Origin of the sequence: Formosimonas limnophila, from assembly GCF_014652675.1 — a bacterium.
Lineage (GTDB): Bacteria > Pseudomonadota > Gammaproteobacteria > Burkholderiales > Burkholderiaceae > Hydromonas > Hydromonas limnophila.
In genome coordinates this window covers 187,650-209,446 of sequence record NZ_BMZG01000004.1, presented here as the reverse complement: position 1 = coordinate 209,446, position 21,797 = coordinate 187,650, and the positions used below count along the sequence as shown (strand labels likewise).

The 21,797-nt window shown below is 47.8% G+C and carries 18 protein-coding genes, 1 tRNA gene and 1 riboswitch; of the genes, 15 read left to right on the top strand and 4 right to left on the bottom strand.

The features are described 5' to 3' along the window. Positions 1–103 precede the first annotated feature (103 nt). Positions 104–2,593 carry a penicillin-binding protein 1A gene (locus tag IE082_RS05070; protein ID WP_189492490.1) on the bottom strand — a complete coding sequence of 830 codons (2,490 nt, stop codon included), beginning with the start codon at positions 2,591–2,593 and terminating at the stop codon, positions 104–106. Positions 2,594–2,803: 210 nt separating this feature from the next. On the opposite strand from IE082_RS05070, the gene IE082_RS05065 reads away from it, so the two are divergent. From IE082_RS05065 to IE082_RS05025, 9 genes are all read left to right on the top strand, one after another. Beyond that, a complete protein-coding gene (locus tag IE082_RS05065; protein ID WP_189492487.1) occupies positions 2,804–4,354 on the top strand; it encodes a PilN domain-containing protein in 1,551 nt (516 codons plus the stop codon). Further along, positions 4,341–4,949, top strand: a complete 609-nt coding sequence (locus IE082_RS05060) for a hypothetical protein (RefSeq protein WP_189492484.1) — start codon at positions 4,341–4,343, stop codon at positions 4,947–4,949. Before IE082_RS05065 ends, IE082_RS05060 begins: the two co-directional genes overlap by 14 nt. Further along, on the top strand, positions 4,946–5,524 hold the full coding sequence (locus IE082_RS05055; protein ID WP_189492481.1) for a pilus assembly protein PilP: 579 nt from the start codon (positions 4,946–4,948) through the stop codon (positions 5,522–5,524). The genes IE082_RS05060 and IE082_RS05055 overlap by 4 nt, the downstream gene beginning before the upstream one ends. Next, entirely contained in the window at positions 5,524–6,978 is a 1,455-nt protein-coding gene (locus IE082_RS05050) for a type IV pilus secretin PilQ (RefSeq protein ID WP_189492479.1), read from the top strand. The genes IE082_RS05055 and IE082_RS05050 overlap by 1 nt, the downstream gene beginning before the upstream one ends. An 86-nt stretch (positions 6,979–7,064) precedes the next feature. After that, entirely contained in the window at positions 7,065–7,565 is a 501-nt protein-coding gene (locus IE082_RS05045; protein ID WP_189492586.1) for a shikimate kinase, read from the top strand. Next, entirely contained in the window at positions 7,562–8,644 is a 1,083-nt protein-coding gene (gene aroB, locus IE082_RS05040; protein WP_189492477.1) for a 3-dehydroquinate synthase, read from the top strand. The genes IE082_RS05045 and aroB overlap by 4 nt, the downstream gene beginning before the upstream one ends. Positions 8,645–8,698: 54 nt before the next feature. Then, complete coding sequence (locus IE082_RS05035) at positions 8,699–10,315, top strand: ATP-dependent nuclease (RefSeq protein ID WP_189492475.1); 1,617 nt, start codon at positions 8,699–8,701, stop codon at positions 10,313–10,315. Continuing rightward, positions 10,305–11,432 carry a UvrD-helicase domain-containing protein gene (locus IE082_RS05030; RefSeq protein WP_189492473.1) on the top strand — a complete coding sequence of 376 codons (1,128 nt, stop codon included), beginning with the start codon at positions 10,305–10,307 and terminating at the stop codon, positions 11,430–11,432. The genes IE082_RS05035 and IE082_RS05030 overlap by 11 nt, the downstream gene beginning before the upstream one ends. Positions 11,433–11,530: 98 nt before the next feature. Then, the gene (locus tag IE082_RS05025) at positions 11,531–12,676 is read left to right on the top strand and encodes a deoxyguanosinetriphosphate triphosphohydrolase (protein WP_189492471.1); all 1,146 of its coding nucleotides are present in this window, start codon (positions 11,531–11,533) and stop codon (positions 12,674–12,676) included. 76 nt (positions 12,677–12,752) lie between these two features. On the opposite strand, the gene IE082_RS05020 is transcribed toward IE082_RS05025, so the two are convergent. From IE082_RS05020 to IE082_RS05010, 3 genes are all read right to left on the bottom strand, one after another. Then, the gene (locus IE082_RS05020; RefSeq protein ID WP_189492469.1) at positions 12,753–13,502 is read right to left on the bottom strand and encodes an ABC transporter ATP-binding protein; all 750 of its coding nucleotides are present in this window, start codon (positions 13,500–13,502) and stop codon (positions 12,753–12,755) included. Then, on the bottom strand, positions 13,499–14,491 hold the full coding sequence (locus tag IE082_RS05015) for a FecCD family ABC transporter permease (RefSeq protein ID WP_189492467.1): 993 nt from the start codon (positions 14,489–14,491) through the stop codon (positions 13,499–13,501). The genes IE082_RS05020 and IE082_RS05015 overlap by 4 nt, the downstream gene beginning before the upstream one ends. Positions 14,492–14,574: 83 nt before the next feature. Further along, positions 14,575–16,461 carry a TonB-dependent receptor domain-containing protein gene (locus IE082_RS05010; protein WP_189492464.1) on the bottom strand — a complete coding sequence of 629 codons (1,887 nt, stop codon included), beginning with the start codon at positions 16,459–16,461 and terminating at the stop codon, positions 14,575–14,577. Between the two features lie 61 nt (positions 16,462–16,522). Beyond that, positions 16,523–16,782: riboswitch (cobalamin riboswitch) on the bottom strand. Between the two features lie 127 nt (positions 16,783–16,909). On the opposite strand from IE082_RS05010, the gene IE082_RS05005 reads away from it, so the two are divergent. The 6 genes from IE082_RS05005 to infC all read left to right on the top strand — a co-directional run bounded on the left by IE082_RS05005 (position 16,910) and on the right by infC (position 21,641). Next, on the top strand, positions 16,910–17,113 hold the full coding sequence (locus tag IE082_RS05005; protein ID WP_189492461.1) for a DUF904 domain-containing protein: 204 nt from the start codon (positions 16,910–16,912) through the stop codon (positions 17,111–17,113). Further along, positions 17,110–17,421, top strand: a complete 312-nt coding sequence (locus IE082_RS05000) for a cell division protein ZapA (protein WP_189492458.1) — start codon at positions 17,110–17,112, stop codon at positions 17,419–17,421. Before IE082_RS05005 ends, IE082_RS05000 begins: the two co-directional genes overlap by 4 nt. Before the next feature lie 68 nt (positions 17,422–17,489). Continuing rightward, on the top strand, positions 17,490–18,641 hold the full coding sequence (locus IE082_RS04995) for an MFS transporter (protein WP_189492455.1): 1,152 nt from the start codon (positions 17,490–17,492) through the stop codon (positions 18,639–18,641). 63 nt (positions 18,642–18,704) lie between these two features. Then, a tRNA-Val gene (locus tag IE082_RS04990) sits at positions 18,705–18,781 on the top strand. A 221-nt stretch (positions 18,782–19,002) separates the two neighbouring features. Further along, positions 19,003–20,910: a threonine--tRNA ligase gene (thrS, locus tag IE082_RS04985; protein ID WP_189492453.1), complete on the top strand. Its 1,908-nt coding sequence runs from the start codon at positions 19,003–19,005 to the stop codon at positions 20,908–20,910. A gap of 221 nt (positions 20,911–21,131) precedes the next feature. Beyond that, positions 21,132–21,641 (top strand): translation initiation factor IF-3, encoded by a 510-nt coding sequence (infC, locus tag IE082_RS04980; protein ID WP_189492448.1) that lies wholly within the window; start codon positions 21,132–21,134, stop codon positions 21,639–21,641. The last annotated feature ends 156 nt before the right edge of the window (positions 21,642–21,797 follow it).

Genomic DNA, 21,797 nt, shown 5'->3' with positions numbered 1-21,797 from the left:
AAAGCAAGTCAAAAACGACTCGCTTTTTTGTATGAGGCTTAGTTGAGCCACCGTAAACTTTTCGGGGGCTAAGCACCTGCGAAAATCAATAAGCGCAAACTACTTAACCACCCGCCGCAGGTGCAGGCTTAGGTACCACAGGCTCCTTGGGAGTAACAGGGGCAGCTGGCAAAACAGGGGCTTCAGGTGCTGGCTGAGGCTTCGCAGCCTCTTTCACATCAGCCTCGTTGGTTTTCTCTGCTGCTTTACGCGCTTCACTATTCGATGGCGGCACTGCCTTTGAATCAACTTTCAACTCTTCAGGTGCAGCATTTGGATCAACTGGAGCAGCAGGCTCAGTTGTCACAGGCGTGTCCTCTACCACCTCTTTGCTGACTTCAACCTTTTGTTTGTTCAGAGCCACACGCATATAATTCATCCAAATCGGCAAAGCCAATGTGCCACCAAACTCGCCCGCACCAAGTGATTTCGGCTTATCAAACCCCATCCATGCAATCCCCACCAACTTAGGTTGATAACCATTGAACCAAGCATCTTTTGAGTCATTGGTTGTACCCGTTTTACCACCAATATCGGAACGCCCAAGTGCCGACGCCGCACGACCCGTACCACTACGCACCACACCACGCATCAGAGCATCCGTCATGGCCGCATTTTTTTCGGTAATCACGCGATTGGTAGGGTCACCAGACTTTTTCGGCTGTGCTTGCAAAATCGTGGCTCCATTACGGTCAATCACTTTGGTGATAATGTAAGGATTGACCTTGTACCCACCATTAGCAAAAACACCGTACGCACCAGCCAACTGCCAACTCGTTGTTTCCATTGCACCGAGTGCGACAGTCAAATACTGGTCAATCCGCTTTGGCTCGAAACCAAAACGAGTGGCATACTGACGGAAGTAATCGTTACCAATGCTTTGTAACAAACGAATCGAAACCATATTGCGCGAACTGGCCAAGGCCGTCGATAGCGGAACAGGACCCAAATAACGTCCATCTGAGTTCTGTGGACGCCAGCTACCTATTTGAATAGGGGTATCATCAACAATTGACCCTGTATTCAAACCATTTTTTTCCATCGCTGCCGAATAAATAAACGGTTTAATGCCCGAACCTGGTTGACGATAGCCATCAGTAACACGATTAAACTTACTCTGATTGAAATCAAACCCACCCACCAATGCGCGCACCGCACCATCTGTCGATGACATCGAGATGAAAGAGGCTTGGACTTCAGGCACTTGACTAATACGCCAACTCGCATCATCAATGTTTTCAATGACACGAATAACAGAGCCTGTTTTGATAGGGCTTTTACCTGAACCCATGGCTTTTTTGGCAAAATTCAAACCACTGCCTGTGATACTAATCTCTTCACCATCTGCCAGAACGGCCTTAACGCTGGTACCCGAGGCAGACAAGACAACCGCAGCACGCAAGTTATCGAAGTCTTTATGTTTGGGGTCATCAAAAATCTTATCCAACGCAGTCAATTGCTCTGCCGCTTTTGCTGGCAACTCGTACTGAGCTTCCGCACCTCGATAGCCATATTTGGTGTCGTAATTAAGCACTGCTTTTCGCACGCCTTCATAAGCGGCGGTCTGCTCAGCAGAATTAATAGTGGTGTACACCTTAAGTCCTTCGGTATATGCGGCGTCTTTATAACGTTCAAACATTAACTGTCGCGCCATTTCTGCCACATATTCAGCATGTACACTGTACTGACGATTGATGGCAGCACTGCGTGTATCAACAATGCGCACAGTTTCTTTTTTGGCTTCGTCGAACTGGGCTTGATTGATTTTACCAATGTCACGCATACGCTCCAATATGTATTGTTGGCGAGAGTCAGCGTTGGCTCGGTTGCGGATCGGGTTATTACGACCAGGTGCTTGCGGCAAAGCTGCGAGCATAGCAGCCTCGGCAATACTGACATCCTTTAGCTCTTTACCAAAATAAATCTCGGCAGCTGCAGGGAAACCATAAGCGCGCTCACCCAAGAAAATGTGATTGATGTAACGCTCTAAAATTTCATCTTTACTCAAATTTTGCTCGATTTTTTTCGCCATGAGTGCTTCATAAAACTTACGGTTAAACGTTCGTTCCGAGCTTAAAAAGAAGTTTTTTGCCAACTGCTGCGTGATGGTTGATGCGCCTTGTGGGTCATTGGGATGAAGCACATTGTTGATGATGGCACGCCCCAAGCCTTTGTAATCAATGCCATCATGATCATAAAAACGTGCATCTTCAATCGACAAAATCGCCCATTTAACATGCTCTGGCACGTCTTTAATAGCAATCATTTTTCGACGTTCTTCACCAAATTCACCAATCAATTGACCATCTTCGGTAAAAATCTGCATAGCCATACGTGGCTTGTAGTCTTTCAGCGCATCAACCGATGGCAAGGTTGGCCAAGCCATTGCAACGGCAATGGCTAAAACGATAACGCCGATAAATGTGCCAATCACACCCGTCCAAAATCCACCCTTGATGATGCGCCACCACAACGAGCCTTTGCTTTTCGGCGTTTTGGTGGGCGATGTTTCATTTTGATTGTTCTGTGAATCAACTGTCTTGTCTGTGCTCATGGTGTTTTCAGTTAAATGTTTCGGACAAAAGTGCCGTCGGGAAATTGGTGCTTATTGTATACTTGCAAGATGGCTTTGTGTGAAAAAGCATTGATTATCATAGGGGTTTTTATATCCGCACTGCGAACCTCAAACATGCTTTTCGTATTCTTTATAGTCGAGTTGTGTGTGCTTTCAATGAAGTGACTCTGTGTTGTTAAGGAAACAAGATTGATTTCAAATCGTCGTTGGTTGCGTTTATTTCGACAAAATGCGCCCCTGCTGGTGATTGCGTTATTTGAACACGAGGTCGTTTATCTCGTGCGGCGAGGCACGCGCACCATCAAGGCGGGTGTTTTGCCTTTACCACATGACGTGATACAAAACCAGCGTTTGATTGCACCTGAGCAACTGATAAGTCGCTTGAAGGCAGAAATAGACATCGCCAGACTGGATGTGGCGGTGGTACTGCCGACAACATTGGTGCATGTGCAGTACATCACTTTGCCAACTGGTTTGGATATAGAGGAGCGTGACTACCAAGTCACACGCCATATTTCGCAGACAGTGGGCTTATCGATGTCAGAGGTGTTTTATGACTTTACTCAGCACAATGAAAACGAAACCATGCTGGCCGTGGCTCGACAAACAGAAGTGGCTCAATACAGCGCAGCTTTCGCCAAAACTGACTGGCATTTGAAATGGGTGTGCCCAGAGCAACAGGTTTGGGCAGGCATTCACCATCATGAGTCACCACAGAGCCAACCTCAAATACCCACTCAGTTTGTCTGCCAAGTCGAATACGACCGTTTACAAATGTGGTGGCCAGATAAAAAAGGCCACAGGCAGCACCAAGCTCGTCACTTTGACCCCAACGCACTGTCACAAGCGGGGTTTCTTTATCGCGCCCCTCATCAAGCTGGCTCTCAAAAGCACCTGCAGCTACCAACCAACTTTGCCGTGAATGAAATCGAAAATGCAGCGAAGCAATGGTTGGACAAGGATTTGCCCAAAATGACACAGATGCTGTGCACAGGCTTGGGCTTGGATTGGACACAAGCCCAGTCATCTCTTCAAACACGTCTGGGTTTGTCTGTACGCCCAGTCGGTACACCAACTGAAGGGAGTACAAATGCTGACTTGCAGGCACGTTTGGGCACTGTTTGGCATCTTAGCCAGCAGATTTATTTGTCATCACCCCTCTTAAACCTGTGGCCGAACCAAAAGAAACAGCCTCAAAAAGCCGACTTTATTCAAGAAACCGTGTTGGCTGGGTTGTTTACTTCTCTCGTACTGTCATGTAGTTACGGAGCTTTGTGGTATCAGCAAAACAAAACAGACGCCATCAACCACGCATTAGAAGCCGAACTCGTGTCTATAAATGCCGCAACCAGCACGACACCAATCAAAGATGGCCAACCAGTAATAGAAGAAGCCGCTCGATTAGGACAAATTACAGCGTGGAAAATACGCAGCGCCAACCACCTTGATTGGATGCTAGCATTGAATGATTTGTCCAATCAGTCCGTTCAGTTTACTGACGCACGTCAAGAAAACGACAACGTCGTCATCACAGGTAACGCAAATTCACCGCAAAGCGTTGCCGCACTGCTAGAACAACTCAACCCGCGTGTCGCAGCCAGCCACCATGTCCGCCTGAACCAAATCAGCAGTAAAACGGCTCAAACGCAACAATACTGGCAATTTTCCATAGAATTAATCAATAAAAAACAAAAAATCAGCACCCCCACCAACCAAGGAAACCCCGATGAACCAAAGTAACGATTGGCACACGTGGGCACAACTTGATTTGGCTGAAATCATGAATTGGCCAAGTACACCACGCCGTCTGCTGCTGTTGCTTGCTTCTTTGACAGTCATTGCATTAGTGGCTGTTTTGTCTCTCATGCCCTTGTGGCAAGCCGTACAAGCCAAGCAATCACAAACAAACACCCTGCAACAACAATACCGACAATCAGCGCAGCTAAAAGCGCAACAGAGCCTTGAGATTCACGACATGCGCGTTCAAGACCAGCGACCGATCAGTGTGCAAGACATCCCTCAGTGGTACACTGACTTGGTCACCAGTGCAACAGATCAACAACTTCACCCCGTCTCACTGACCCCCGTTCCTTTTAAAGAGGTGACCACCCCCAATCAAAACATTCACCTCGCCGATCAGTTGGCCGCCGACAGCGGTGTTGGTCAGCTCACCATCGAATTAGAGGGCAACTATGCCAATGTTTTGACATGGACACATGAACTGGCAAAACGCCCTGAAATCATTTCATTGGAGCGTCTAACGATTAACGGTCTTGATGCCAACAAGGTCAGAGCTAAAATGCAATTGTTTTTCATCAAAGGAGCTGCCAAATGAAAGGCTCATTGATGCTTCAAATAACCTCCCTACTTATCTTAAGCGCATGCCAAAAGCAACCTGACAGCCTGACCAGTGTTGAGCATGTCAGTCAATGGACGACGCAAGCGCGCGAGCAAGCAAAAAACAACGTTCACCCACCCGAACAAGCAGCCACAACTCAGCTATTTAGTAGTGAGCTGCCCAGCTCACTCAACAAACAAGCCTTCATCGCCAGCAACGAATCATCTGCCAAAACCACTGAACAAAAAAATTTGGATGAAGTGACGTCATTGATCACAGAAGTGGCCACGCCTTTACCAGAATCGCCGCTTGAGCGTCCTCAGCAAAACATCAAACCCCATGCGCCAACATTGAGCCAAGCAACATTAGGAGAAATCAATTATCAAGGTGTGTTACACCAAAATGGCGGAACTTGGGGTATTGTCAGAGTTGGCGAGCGACTTTACCGGGTCAACCTACACGAGCACATTGGTAAAGAATCATGGTCTGTGACACAACTCACCGAACAGAACTTACAACTGTCTGCAAACGGCAAAACCCACACTATTACAAAAGGCCAACTGGAGCATTGATGAACAAAAATCAAGCCACCCAACGCACCCGAACGCATCAATTGGCTCAAGTTTGCGCTCACTTCGCTGCATGGCTATTGCTGATGACAAGTACACCGCTGCTTGCACAAGCCAGCGACGCCTCAATTGGATTAACGTTAAGCGCAGCACCAACAGACAAACGCATGGCCTTCTCATTTCAAGATGTCCCTGTGCGCGCTTTGTTACAAGTGCTCGGCGAGACAGCGGGTGTGAATATCGTCGCCAATGAGTCTGTCACAGGCACTATGACGCTAAATCTAAAGGATGCCTCTTGGCAAGAAGCATTGGCTGTCATTGTCAAAGCCAAAAACCTAACCGTCGAAAAAAGCAACAATACCTACTTCGTCACAGGCGACTCTGTGATGCTCAGTGAGCAAGGTTACGACGATGGCACAAACAGTTACGGCATACAGAACTATGGCCGTGTCGACACCATCGTCCTTCAATACCAAAAAGCCGAGTCGGTACGCAAAATGATTGTCGAGAGTCAGCGTTTACTCTCACCTCATGGCGCAGTGATGGCTGACCCACTATCCAACCAGCTACTTGTACAAGACACGCCAGATCGCGTGGCTCAGATTCGTGGACTCATTAAGCGCATTGACCAACCAGCACGTCAGGTACTCATCGAGGCGCGAATCGTTGAAGCGGACGATAGTTTTTCACGCAGTTTGGGTATGAAGCTGAGCTTTAATGACTTAACCAGCTCTGGCTTTCAGTCTGTGCCCAACCCGACAAACCCGAGCCAAAACATCCAAATCCCAACGCGCAGCCAAGGCAACAGCACGTACTTTGGCAGCAACCAAAGTTTTGGCGCCGCCATTGCCTCAGCAGCCGTAGACCCAGCGACCTATGCGGTTAGCGTATTTCGCAAAGGTTTATCCCAATTCATTAACCTCGAAATCTCCGCACTTGAGGTTGATGGTTTAGGTAAGGTCATCTCCAGCCCTCGCGTTGTCACCAGCAATAATGTCAAAGCACTGATTGAGCAAGGTACCGAAATCCCCTACCAAGAATCCACCAGTTCAGGCGCGACTTCGACGTCCTTCCGAAAAGCGAACCTCAAGCTGGAGGTCACACCGCAAATCACACCCAATGGTGATGTGATCATGGATGTGGATGTCGCCAAAGACAGCATTGGCTCTCTGGTCACCGACGCAGGCTACACCATCAACACCAAGCACGTGCAAACACAAGTCAAAGTCGAAAATGGCGGGACATTGGTCATCGGCGGTATTTATCAAGAAGCCAGTAACAACAGCGAAAACAAAGTGCCTTTACTCGGCGACATTCCGCTGCTCGGTTACCTATTCAAACGCACGGATAAAAGTGTGAGTAAAACAGAACTGTTGATATTCCTTACTCCTTATGTGCTCGATGCCAAAGGCAAGCCCACCGCTCTTTCCAACCTGCATTCATCTGAGTCACCATGAATCGAAAAAAAAACCCTCCTCTACCGCTCACAGCCGAGCAACGCGTTATTTTGCAAAACGCACCCAACGTCTATCTCATCGGTTTGATGGGTGCGGGTAAATCCACCGTTGGCCGCATCCTTGCACAAGCACTGCAACGTGACTTTGTTGACTCAGATGACGAAATCATTGCGCGGACAGGCACCACCATCAACACTATTTTTGAGATAGAGGGCGAAGCTGGCTTTCGTGAACGCGAAGCTCGTGCAATCGCCGATCTGACGCAGCGCTCCCATTTGGTTCTCGCCACAGGCGGTGGCGCTGTTTTGCGCCCAGAAAATCGTGAACACCTCAAAGCCAACGGCTGGGTTGTCTACCTTTGGACGACGCCCGAGCGGTTGCTTCACCGCACGCGCCATGACAAAGGTCGACCTTTATTACAAAATAGTAATCCGCTGGGCACACTCAGATCACTGTACGACATCCGCCATCCGATTTATCACGAACTGGCTGACTTCGAAGTCACCACAGGCGCTGGCCAAGTCGGTCAAGTAGCCACACAGATCATTCAAGCATTAATCCAACACACTGCAGGAAACACACCATGAACACACTCCATGTTGCATTAGGTGACCGCACCTATCCCATTATCATCGGCAGCAATGCATCGCACGCTGCAGAGCCACTCCAAAAAGCCATCATAGGCAAAACGGTTTTGATTGTGACCAACACCATTGTCGGTCCACTGTATGCCGAGCAACTGGCGAAAACAATTCGTGGACTGGGCAAAACGGTTCATATTCACACGCTACCCACTGGCGAAGAGTACAAAAATCTCGAAACGCTCAATACGATTTTTGACACCCTGCTCGCCAACCAGTGTGACCGTAAAACCACCCTAATTGCCCTGGGTGGCGGCGTTGTCGGTGACATGACGGGTTTTGCTGCGGCTTCATACATGCGCGGCGTACCGTTTATTCAAGTTCCCACCACACTGCTCTCACAGGTTGACTCATCCGTTGGTGGCAAAACAGGCATCAACCACCCAATGGGTAAGAATATGATTGGCGCGTTTTATCAGCCGCAGTTAGTGCTCGCCGACTTGAGCACACTCAATACACTCCCCGGCAATGAATTATCGGCAGGCATGGCCGAAGTCATCAAGCACGGTGCCATCTACGACGCAGCGTTTTTTAGCTGGTTAGAAGACAACATGCCAAAACTCATGGCCAAAGACGAAGCCGCCCTCACCCACGCCATCGTACGCTCCTGTGAAATCAAGTCAGAGGTTGTAGCACAAGACGAAAAAGAAGGCGGCATCCGTGCCATTCTTAACTTCGGCCACACCTTCGGCCACGCCATCGAAGCAGGCATGGGTTATGGAGCATGGTTGCACGGCGAAGCTGTCGGCGTCGGTATGATACTCGCTGCCGATTTATCACATCGCTTAGGGCAACTCTCTGCCACCGACGTCACTCGCATCCAGAATCTCGTCAAAGCCGCTGGTTTGCCGACCGAACCACCGAAACTCGGCATCGACAAAATGATTGAACTCATGAAGTTGGACAAAAAATCCGATGCAGGCCAAATAAAATTCGTCCTGCTCGAGGGTATCGGCAAATACAAAATCCAAACCGCTCCCAAGATTATATTGCGCGAAACTTTGCGGGTGTGCGAAGTGATTTGAAAATTAAGTCATTTCTTGCCGATTACAATCGGAAATTTTGTGTAGAGAATATTTATGAGCTATATATCAGAAATTAACATCACCAATTACAAGTGCTTTAGAGACTTTTCTTTGAAGCTGAATGCTGGACTCAATGTATTGGTTGGTGACAATGAGGCGGGCAAGTCAACTGTGTTAGAAGCGGCTCACCTTGCATTAACGGGTATGCTCAACGGGAAATACCTGCGAAATGAGTTGACCTCTTATTTTTTTAACAATGAAGCAGAGCAAGAGTATTTAAATAGCCTTGCAAATAAAACAGCACTTGCACCACCCAAAATCACAATTGAGGTTTTTCTTTCAGACGATAGTTTAGATATTTTCAAGGGTGATCTAAACTCTAAAAAAGACAAAACAGCCATAGGTTTTAGCTTTCATATTGAGTTCGATGATACGTACAAAGCGGAATACGAGGAGTTGATTAAAACGCCTGATTTAGTGAAAACCATCCCGATTGAATACTATAAAACCACGCTCATAACCTTTGCCCGCGAGAGCATCACAACACGCAGCATTCCACTAAAATCAGTCGTTATTGATTCGACTTCAAGCCGTTTGCAAAATGGTTCGGATGTTTATATTTCTAAAATTATTCGTGATGATTTAGACAGCAAAGAAACGGTTGCTTTGGCTCAGTCTTATCGAAAACTTAAAGAAACCTTTATGGGCGATTATGCCATTGTTCAGCTCAACCGCAAAATCTCAACAAATGCGGGTTTGTCAGAAAAGGCTGTTGAAATATCAGTTGATTTGTCGGCAAAGAATTCTTGGGATAATGCCCTCATGACGTATGTTGCGGACATCCCATTTCATCAAATTGGCAAGGGCGAACAGTGCTTAATCAAAACACACTTGGCGTTGGCACAAAAAAAGTCCCAAAATTCAAGTTTGGTGTTAATTGAAGAACCAGAAAACCATTTATCGCACACCAAACTCAATCAGCTGATTAAAACCATTCAAGACAAATGCGAAGGTAAACAGATACTGATTACAACGCACAGCAGTTTCGTGGCAAACAAACTAAATTTAAGCCACTTGACGTTACTGAACAATAGAGTCGCAATGAAACTATCTGATTTAAAACCAGACACACAAGTTTTTTTTGAAAAATTGGCTGGTTTTGAAACTTTACGCATGGTGTTGGCAAAAAAAGCTATTTTAGTGGAAGGTCCATCGGATGAACTGATTGTGCAAAAGGCTTTTTTGCAAAAATTTAATTGTTTGCCGATAGAAAAAGGAATTGACGTTATTTCCGTAGGGCTGAGTTTTAAACGCTTTTTAGAAATTGCCCAACTGATTAACAAGCCTGTTGCGGTTGTGACTGATAACGATGGTGATTTTAAGGAAAATATAACAAAAAAATATACTGAATTTTCATCATGCACAAGCATCAAAATTTGCGCAGACAGTGATAACCAGCAAAACACACTTGAGCCACAATTTGCTCATGTGAATCCTTTGGCTTCCTTGAACACAATTTTAGGGCGCAGCGAATCGAGCACAAACGAATTGGTGGCTTGGATGATTAAAAACAAAACAACTTGGGCTTTAAGCGTGTTTGGTAGTACTGATGAGGTTGTGATGCCTGAATACATCAATGATGCAGTTGATTGGATTTCGGATGAAAAATAAACTGATGATTGCAGGGGCTGGTGCGGGCAAAACTCATTTTTTGGTTCAAGAGTCTTTGAAGTATCCAAACGAAAAAATACTGATTACAACGTACACCCAAGAAAATGAACGTTCGATTACACAGCGATTTATCTCTTTAAATGGTTGCGTGCCCAAACATGTCACGATACAAACGTGGTTTTCATTTTTATTACAGCATGGTGTGAGACCGTTTCAAGGTTCGTTTAATGATAAGTTATTCGATATTGAAATTAACGGTTTGATTATTAATAATGGTCGTGAGTATGGCTCATTCAAAAATAAGGTGGGTGTAAGTTTTCCGTATCCTGAAAATACAGACTTCATGCGACATTATTTTGTTGGCAAAACTAAAATTTTGTCGGACAGACTGTCAAAATTTGTTTTTAAATCCAATGAAAAAACAAAAGGCGCAGTCATCAGCCGTATAAGTAAAATTTTCACGCATATTTATGTTGATGAAGTGCAAGATTTAGCTGGATATGACCTTGCGTTACTAAAACTTTTTTTTGAATCATCATCAAAAGTTTTACTGGTTGGCGACCCACGGCAGACTACTTTTGAAACGCATTACGAGTCTAAACATAAGAACTATCGTAATGGGAAAATTAAGGACTTTTTGAACACTGAAATCGAAGTCAAAAAAACGCCTTTTGAAATTGATGAGCAAACTTTATCCGCCTCACATCGAAGCAATCAAGCCATTTGTGACTTTTCATCGCAGCTGTACTCTAATGATTTTGAGGCAACTCAACCATGTAGATGCTGCCCAAATACTGGCATTGATCATCAAGGCATTTTTACGGTTAACAAAAAAAACGTTACTCAATACCTTGAGCAATTCAAACCTGTTCAATTGCGATGGAATTTAAAGCAAGGGGTGAATGAAAATTTTCAATTCTGCAATTTTGGCGCATCAAAAGGTCAAACCTACGAACGTGTACTGATTTATCCAACCCCTAAGATGCTTAACTGGCTTAAGAACGGTGAAAATTTAGAAGGCAAAGCAAAAGCAAAACTATACGTTGCAATTACACGAGCTAAATATAGCGTTGCTTTTGTTATGGATTCAAAAATAGCCAACATTCAACAGTATTGACTGAGGCGTTCCCCCTTGTCAATTAATTGGCGACAGCCAAACGTTTGAGTTGGCGCATAAAATAGAGGCTTCTTATTATCCACGAGGGCACTGATCATATGTTCACAACCAACTACGAAACTTATTTGGCAACTTACGCTGCCTCCAACTCGACATCGCGCGGGCGTTTTTATCATGAAACCGTCGACCCTGCTCGCAGCCCGTTCGCACGCGACCGAGACCGGATTGTGCACGCGACGGCATTTCGACGATTAGAGTACAAAACTCAGGTGTTTGTGAATCACGAAGGCGATCTTTTTCGCACACGCCTGACGCACAGCATGGAAGTGGCGCAGCTGGCGCGGGCACTGGCGCGGCAACTGCGTTTGAACGAGGACTTAATTGAAGCAATTGCACTGGCACACGATTTGGGCCACACGCCTTTTGGCCACGCAGGGCAAGATGCCTTGAACGAATGCATGCAACCCTATGGTGGCTTTGAGCACAACTTACAAAGTTTGCGGATTGTGGATGTACTAGAGGAGCGCTACGGTGGTTTTGATGGTTTGAATTTGACCTTTGAAACCCGCGAAGGGATTCTCAAACACTGCGCCCGCCGTAATGCTGAGCAACTCGGCGACGTCGGTGAGCGATTCTTGAACGGCACACAACCCTCACTGGAGGCACAAATCACCAACATCGCTGACGCCATCGCTTACAGCAACCATGACATTGACGATGGCCTTCGTTCTGGAATTTTGAGTTTGGAAGGCATGCGAGAATCCTCTTTGTTTGCACAGTACCACGATGAAGTACGACACGCATTCCCTCAGATTAGAGGGCACCGAGAAGTCTTAGAAACGGTTCGCCGCATCATCAATGCAATGGTGGTCGATTTGACCCAAACCACCGCAAATAGCATCGCTGCCCATGGAATTCAAACCATCGAGGACGTACGGGCTGCACCGCAATTAGCCAGTTTCTCAGAGGAGATGCGCACGCACATGAGCACGCTCAAACAATACTTGATGATCCACATGTACCGTCATCATCAAGTCATGCGCAGCAGCGTCAAAGCACAGCGTGTGATTCGTGAGCTGTTCGCCGCATTTATCGACGAGCCGAGATTATTGGCACAAGACTATCAAGTCCCGAATGACAAGATCACTCAGGCTCGTCGCATCGCCGATTACATTGCGGGCATGACCGATCGATACGCCTTACGCGAACATGTACGGTTGTTTTCAAGTACAGATGATAAATAATTTGATGCTTAAAGCAATCTGAATCACTGCGCCCCAAACGCATAAGCAACATCCGCGTCTTTTTTGCCTGCCGCCCTTATGTCATGTCTGTTCGCCAATGCACAGCTTCAGCACATTTAAGTGGTACACCAAATGCCGTGGACAGCAAATCATCTTGCATCACCTCTTCAACACACCCCTGAGCCAAGACACTTGACACACCCGTCGCTTCGTCATGAGTCAACAGCAACACATGTGATGCAAACTGCATCACATGATTCAAATCATGCACTGCAGCCACCACGGCATAGGGCAGATTTTTTAGTCGTTGTAATAATCGTTGCTGCCACGCCAAATCCTGCGCAGATAGAGGTTCATCGAACAAACCCAAACACGTCTGCTGACTGCTGCGGACATGCGCAAAAGCCCACGTCAAACGCTGACGCTCACCACCTGATAATGTATGCACCCATGCATTTGCGCGACCAATTAACCCAAACAAAGCCAAAGCTGACACACACTGCCGTTCATCTGCATCAGGCACAACACTTTGTAGCGCTTGCCACACCGTCACAGTAAATGGTTCATCGTAACGCTGCGGCACATAGACACGAGATGCGGCTTGCTGCTTCGCACTTAACGCCGACAAGGACACACTATCAAGCCACACCTGTGGATTATTCTGACGATTAAGCCCCAACAACGCATGGATCACACTGGACTTGCCCGCGCCATTCACCCCCAGCACCGCCCACTTTTCACCTGCTTCCACAGACCAATCGAAAGGTTGAACCACCAAATGGCCTTCATGATAGATGCTCAACGCACGAACCGATAACGCACTCATGCCGATCCTCCTTGCATTCGTTTGATGAGCCGCCAAGCGAGTAACGGCGCACCCAATGCCACCGTAAACAACCCAACAGGCAACTGAAGCGGCGCAAACAACGTGCGCGCCAACCAATCAGCCACCACTAATAAAATCCCTCCCCACAAGGCACACAAAGGCAAAACCACCCTCATGTTCGTCGCGAAATGCCGCGCACCAACCGCCTTGACCACATGCGGCACAATCAAACCAACAAAGCCAATCGCCCCCGCCTCCATCACGGCCAATGCTGTCGCTAAACCTGACAGCAGAAGCAATTGCACGCGCACACGCGACACATTGACCCCAATGCTGTGCGCCATTACCGCACCACGCATCAACGCCGCCATAGGCTGCGCCAAAAGCATCGTTGCGATGAGACACAGCCACACGCCAAACCACGCCGCATAAAACTGCCCTGAACCCGCCAAATCACCCAACATCCAAAACAGTGCACCACGCATCACACGGTCAGGCAGCACCAATAAAATGGCGCTCACCGCCGCATTGAGCAAAGCAGCCAACAACACACCGAGCAGCAGCAACACCGTCACATCACCCTCAAGCCTTGCGTGCCGCCGCATCATCCAGAGCATCGCTGCCAACGCGGACAATGCGCCAAACAACGCAGCCCCTTGTAACAACCACCAAGCCCCACCCAACAACATGCCCAACAGCACACAAAAAGACGCACCAGACGCCGCCCCCAAAATATAAGGCTCAGCCAAAGGATTACGCAACAACACCTGCAACATCACGCCAGACAATGCCAATAAACCACCCACACCAAACGCGGCGAGCACACGCGGCAAGCGCAACGAAATAAACACATCCATCGGCAACGAGCGAGCATCAAACCACAACGAAAAAGCCACCACCACCATCGCTACCAACACAGACAGCAGCATGACAAAACGCACAAGCCGCTGAGCTTGTGCGTTTTGTGATGTTGGGATGAGTTGGTTCATAAGTGAGCCTCAAAACTACCAAACGGTGCGGTAATGTTCACTTTGACAGCAAACCATTCGCACCGTGGGTGATTAATGGGTGATTATTTAAACGTCGGTTGGTACTGGAACGACAACAGCACTGTGCGTGGTGTGGCATTGTACCCATACAAAGGCTGATAGTGACGGTTTAACAGATTGTTTAATGCCAATCCAATTTTCACTTCTTTGATTGGCGCATAGTACACCGCCGCATTGAGAACGCCAAAACCTGACACCTTGCTTTGACTCACATCATCCATGCCACTTTGTACTGTCCAATCAACTTGAGTTTGCCATTTGCCCATGGTTTTGCCCACGCCGAGACTGCCCATAAATCGTGGTTGGCGTAGCAGCCGTTCGCCTGATTCTCGGTTTTTCACTGATTGATAGGTCAAACCCAGATTCACATCAAATCCATATAAGTCCATCCAACCATGATACTCAATCCCGCGAGCACGAGCGCGATTGATATTCACAGGTAAAAATGTATCAGGGTCGGAACCAATTTTGTCTCGATACAGTGTGTTAAACAACGTCACACGACTGCCGTAACCATCGCCGTTGTACTGTAGGCCAAGCTCGGCATAGTTGGCATGTTCGGCACGCAAATTGGGGTTGGAGTAATCAGGGTAATACAGCTCATTGAAATTCGGTGCGGCAAAACCATTGCTATAACCCGCTTGTATCCGCCACTTCGATGTGAGGTCAAATCCATAATGGATACTGCCCGTATTTTCACGTTTTAAACCCGTGAGCTTGTCCGTGCGCGCATTCAATTGCAGATGATGACGGTTTTTATCCAAAGTATAACCCGCCCACAGACTGGTCGTATTTCGTTTCACGTTGTCATAAACGGTGTCTGACGACAGACGTTGATTCGAACGCGAAACGCCGACCACCACTTCACCCGCTTTGGTGTGAATATCATTTTGCCATGCAAACTCGGTGGTTCGGGTTTTAAACAATGACACGCCTGTGCCAAAAAACACCGGAGAATCATAATCATACGAGCGGTCGCTCACCTGAGAGACACGCACATTTGAGTGCCAGTTGTCAGACAATCGATTGTCGCTATAAACCGACACGTTCGATACCTTGGTGCGATTTGACTGAACCGAATCTGCCGTACCATACGCGCTGTCGTATTGATTTTTGCCACGGCTTTCGGAAAAGCGTAGGCCAAACTCATTTTTGTCATTCGGGCGATAGCGAATGTGACCATAACCCGTTTCGTTTTTATAGCCATCTTTGTCTGGATTCACGTCGCCATAGGGCACGATTTTTTTCATGGCTGCCGCATTTTGTGCACTGACTGCCTTGATTCGCTCATGCGAGATGCCAAAGGTTGCGGCGACTTTCTCACCCGATAGGTTAACCTGCGCTGAGGCTTGAACTTGATTGTGCGTTCCTGCTGCGGCACGTAAAGTCAAACTGTTTTCATTTTTGGCCTTGCGCGTGAACACCTGCACCACACCACCAACGGCTTGCGAACCATACAGGGCGGAAACATTACCCCGAACAATTTCAATGCGCTCAATCGCAGACAAGGGAATTTGTTCAAGAGCGGCTGTTCCTGCCGAAATATTATTTAGAGGTACACCATCAATCAGCACCAATGTATGACGCGGCTCGCCGCCCCGAATAGAAATACCAGACAAAGCACCTTGACCACCACTTTGGCGTACGGACACGCCCGACTGTGTTCTGAGCAACGACACCACATCTTGCATCGGTGTTTTTTCGATGGCATCACGGTCAATCACTGTGGTGTGTGGCAAAGTGTCTGTCACAATTTGTTCAGTTCGCGAGGCCGTCACGACGACAACAGGCAATTCATCGTCGTTGCTTTGAGCAAACGATGTGCCACTGGCAGCGAGTAAAGACAGAATAAATAACGCACGCAAAGGGCGGCGGCACGCTTGCGGCGCGACTGGGGTATGGCTATACATGGTAAATTCCTCAACTTTGCGACCCGCAAAGCATGGGTTAACGAAAACGGCTGCACAATCGCACAACCTTGAGTTATCGGTCGGTCTCCGGGCTAGCCCATGACGCCAAACCCCTTCCCATTTGTGCCGCAAATTGGGCTCGATGACCAAATCACAGCGGGCAAACAGTGGTTTTTGTGTGGCGTTGAATTCTGATTTTCTTCAAGAATTCAGGGCATACCGTTGCGGGTGCAGCATGGTCGGTTCAAACAAAAACACATCAAACCGCCGATTTCCCAAAAGCACATCCGAAGATGCGCCACCGATAAGCCAGCAACTTTACGACAGATGACGCAAAAAAGCAACGTGAACAGCCCACGCACCCACAACAAATTCGAGTAAAATAAAGCCATTACACACCGCGCCACACTCGTCGCGAAAAACCCTTCACCTTTCGTCAAAAGACACCATGCTCGCACCCCTAAAAACTCTCGAAGAAAAACTATCCGTGCTCATTGCGCACACCAATGCCCTGCGTCATGACAACCAAAACCTGCGCCAAGAAAATGCCCAGCTGCGCGCCCAAAACAAACAACTCGCCGAGCGCATGAGCGCCGCACAAAGCCACATTGACCACGTCATCGCCCAGATAGAAAGCCAGCACACATCATGAGCCAAGCCAAAGAAACCCTCAACGTCAATATTTTAGGTCGCAGCTATACACTGCTGTGCGCCACCGATGAAAAAGCCTCGTTACTGGCAGCCGTCACACTCGTTGACCAAAAAATGAGTTCAATTAATCAGCAAATGGGTATGTCCAGCCACGACAAAATCGCGGTATTCGCCGCGCTGCAAATCGCCCATGAACTACTGCAACACAATATGCACAACAGTGCGAGTATTGAAGCATCTCAACGCATTGAACATCTCAACCAAGCCATAGACACCGTCATGAGCGCTTCTCAAAATTCATTATTGTGACTTTATTGTCTGCGTCACTCTCTTAACTAGCTCATCCTAAAGCTTGAATTATTCAAGCTTTTTATTTCATGAACACATCTCCACGCGCAGCACAAATCGCCTTATTTACCATTTTTGCCTCATTTGGTGTGGTGGTTGGTTTTTGGGCAGCGGCAATTCCCTTGTTACAGCGACGACTGGCTTTATCCGAAGACATGCTCGGCATGAGCATTTTTTGTTTTGGCTTGGGCGCATTACTGGCCACTTTCGCCACACCGAAATATGCGCAGCGTCACGGCACACGCGCCGTGATGATTGTCAGCGGTATTGGTGTTTGGCTGACGTTTCCCATCATGCTCATCGCACCGTCTATTGCCACACTGATGGTCGGCTTGGCGGCTCTCGGTGCCTGCTGTGGCACATTGGACGCGAGTATGAACAGCCATGGATTCACAGTGGAACATTATTTGCAAAAACCGACGATTTCCTTGTTTCATGGCGGCTATAGCTTAGGCAATATTCTGGGGAGCTTGACCGCCGCACTCATTATTGCGCTTGGTTGGGGGTTTAACCTATCAGTCGCTCTTTTCTCACCAATCGCCATTGCCGCCTTGCTGTACGCCAGACGGTTTTGTTATGCGCAAGATGCTATGGTTTCTATTGAAGCGTCAAGCGTCACGACAGATGCACAACGCTTACCGTTGTCTCTCATCGTTGTCGCTATTTTGACTGCGCTGTGCTTCTTCTCCGAAGGCGCAGTTGGTGACTGGGGTGGGATATTCATCAGAGACCAAAAAGATGCCAGTCCTACCCAAACCGCCCTGTCACTGGGCGCATTTGCTGCAGGGATGACAGTGGCTCGATTTTTAGGTGACCGCTTACGCACACGTTTCGCCACCCTACCTTTACTGTGGGTGAGCAGTTTATTTTCATCCCTCATGATGATTGCCTTTTTAACCGCACCAAATGCCATACTTGCGCTGACCGCACTGGTATTTGCAGGCCTCGGTTATGCCAACATTGTGCCGCTTTTGTTTGTTCGCGCGGCAAATATTGAGGGTATCTCTGCTGCCCGCGGTGTATCTTTTGCCGCAGGCATGGGGTATGCCAGTTTACTCGGTGGCCCAGCGCTGTTGGGCTATGTTGCAACCCACATTGGACTTTATGCATCATTCGCGCTGGTTGTCGTGGGCAGCCTCATCATTGCTATAGAGAGTTTCCTGCAGTCACGCAGGAAATAACAACCGCTAATCAATGCGAGGACTTGTGTCTTTTATAGTTCTTTGCTATACTCCCGTTTCTTTAGGCGGTTAGCTCAGTTGGTTAGAGCGCCACGTTGACATCGTGGAGGTCGTTGGTTCGAACCCAATATCGCCTACCAATTTTATTTGTTTACACATGACTTCAGTTTTCAGCGCCACCACAACGACCACCACAACGCCCCTGGCGTGGTGAGCTTTGTGTCGCGTGAACAAGCACTCAAAAAGCTCACCTCATGGTGGGCTTTTTTGTTGCTCGTTTTTGATGTTTTTTGTACCTTTTATTATTAATTGGCTAGTTAATTACTATTTTTACCATTCATTCGTTTTCAACGAGGACATTATGATCAACATTACCTTACCTGACGGCTCGATTCGCACATTTGGCGAAGCGGTGACCGTACACGGCGTGGCGGCAAGTATTGGCGCAGGCTTAGCAAAAGCCGCATTGGCTGGGCGCGTCGATGGTGAGCTGGTTGATACATCTTACCTGATTGAAAAAGATGCAGCATTGGCCATCGTGACCGACAAGGATGCTGATGGTGTGGATGTGATTCGCCACTCAACCGCCCATTTGCTCGCGTATGCGGTGAAAACGCTGTATCCCGACGCACAAGTCACGATTGGCCCTGTGATTGACAATGGTTTTTACTATGACTTCGCCTACAAACGCCCATTTACGCCCGATGATTTGGTGGCAATTGAGGCAAAAATGATTGAGTTGGCGAAAAAAGACGAACCCGTCACTCGCGAAATCTGGGATAGAGATGAGGCCGTTGCTTTTTTCAAAAGCCAAGGCGAAGACTACAAAGCCGAAATCATCAGTTCAATTCCTGCAGGCGAAAAAATCAGCCTGTACCGCGAAGGTGAGTTCATTGATCTGTGTCGCGGCCCGCACGTGCCGTCCACAGGCAAACTCAAAGTATTTAAATTGATGAAACTCGCGGGTGCTTACTGGCGTGGCGACTCCAACAATGAAATGCTCCAGCGTATTTACGGTACGGCTTGGGCGAAGAAAGAAGATCAAGCCGCGTATTTAAACATGCTTGAAGAAGCCGAAAAGCGCGACCATCGTAAACTCGGCAAACAGCTCGATTTATTCCATATGCAAGAAGAAGCACCTGGTTTGGTATTCTGGCACCCCAAAGGCTGGACGATTTGGCAAGAAGTTGAGCAGTACATGCGCGCTGTGTACCGCAATAACGGCTATCAAGAAGTCAAAGGCCCACAAATTTTGGACTGCAATTTGTGGAAAAAAACAGGGCATTGGGACAATTACAAAGACAATATGTTTTTCACCGAATCGGAAAGCCGCGAATATGCGCTCAAGCCGATGAACTGCCCCGGTCACGTGCAAATTTACAACACAGGTTTGCACAGCTACCGTGATTTGCCATTGCGCTACGGCGAGTTCGGTCAATGCCATCGCAACGAAACCTCGGGTGCGTTGCACGGCATCATGCGTGTGCGTGGTTTCACACAAGATGACGGGCATATTTTTTGCACCGAAGACCAGATTCAAGTCGAAGTGGCGCAATTCCACACCTTAGCCAATAAAGTGTACAGCGAATTCGGCTTCACCGACGTCGCCGTCAAACTCGCACTGCGCCCCGACAACCGCATTGGTTCAGACGAAGCATGGGACAAAACCGAAAACGCCATGCGCGAAGCCATCCGCGCCTCAGGCGTGGAGTGGGAAGAGTTGCCAGGCGAAGGCGCGTTTTATGGCCCGAAAATCGAATATCACCTCAAAGATTCGATTGGCCGCTCATGGCAGTGCGGCACGATGCAAGTGGACGCGTTCATGCCAGAGCGACTTGGCGCAACGTATATTGATGAAAACGATCAACGCAAAACGCCCATCATGCTTCACCGCGCCATCGTCGGTTCACTCGAACGCTTCATCGGCATTTTGATTGAAAACCACGCAGGTGCCATGCCCACATGGCTATCGCCTGTTCAGGTCGTGATTTGCAACATTTCGCAAAGTCAGGCCGAATATGTGGCGCAAGTGGCACAAGAATTGCAAAAACAAGGACTTAGGGTGCAAACAGATTTGCGTAACGAGAAGATTACGTATAAAATACGCGAGCACAGCTTACAAAAAACACCTTACATTCTCGTCGTCGGCGACAAAGAACGTGACAGCAACAGCGTCGCAGTTCGTGCGCGAGGCAATGTTGACTTGGGTGTGGTGGCTTTGGATGCGTTCATTGACAAGATTTCAACAGAAGTCAAAGAACGTCAATAGGCCACAGTCTACAGTTTAAAGAGCCACCTGCGGCTTCACTCTAAGCGGAGGTGGCTTTGTTTGCAACGATATACTTACTTGTCAAACTCGAAGCGTTTCGGGTTTAACTTCGGCTTCATCTTGTTTTGTTTGGATTTTCCATCCAAACAAAATCTACTTTAGAGCCAAAAAGTAAGTTTTTAATTTTTTGAACGAGGTTTACTATCGCTACTTCAGCAAAGATGCAGCATCGCATCAACGGGGAAATTCAAGCGCGCGAAATTCGCTTAATCGGCATCGACGGCGAACCAGCTGGCATCATGTCAGCACGCGACGCACTCAAAATGGCTGAAGAAGCCGACACAGATTTGGTCGAGATTTCACCGAATGCCACGCCACCAGTCTGCCGTTTGATGGATTACGGCAAGTTTAAGTACCAAGAGCAAAAAAAAGCGGCTGAGGCAAAAGCCAAACAGCACGTCATCCAAATCAAGGAAATCAAATTCCGCCCAGGTACGGATGAAAACGACTATCAAGTCAAGGTACGCAACGTCAAACGCTTCCTCGAAGAAGGCGACAAAGTCAAAATCACCCTGCGCTACCGCGGTCGTGAGATGGCTCACCAAGACATCGGTATGCGCCTACTTGAGCGCGTCCGTGACGAATTGGCTGAACAAGCGCAAGTTGAATCGATGCCCAAGCTTGAAGGTCGTCAAATGATTATGATGCTTGCGCCACCGCGCAAAAAATAGCGTCAAAAAGAATTATTGGGTCACTTGAAGATAAAAAGTGATTTAATAAGGCCGAACACCACGAGTCAGGTTAAACCACTCGTGTCGTTCGATAAAAAATGGGTCGGGTTCCCAAGTGTCTCTAAAGTTGAGGCCACCTTGATTCATCCAAAACGG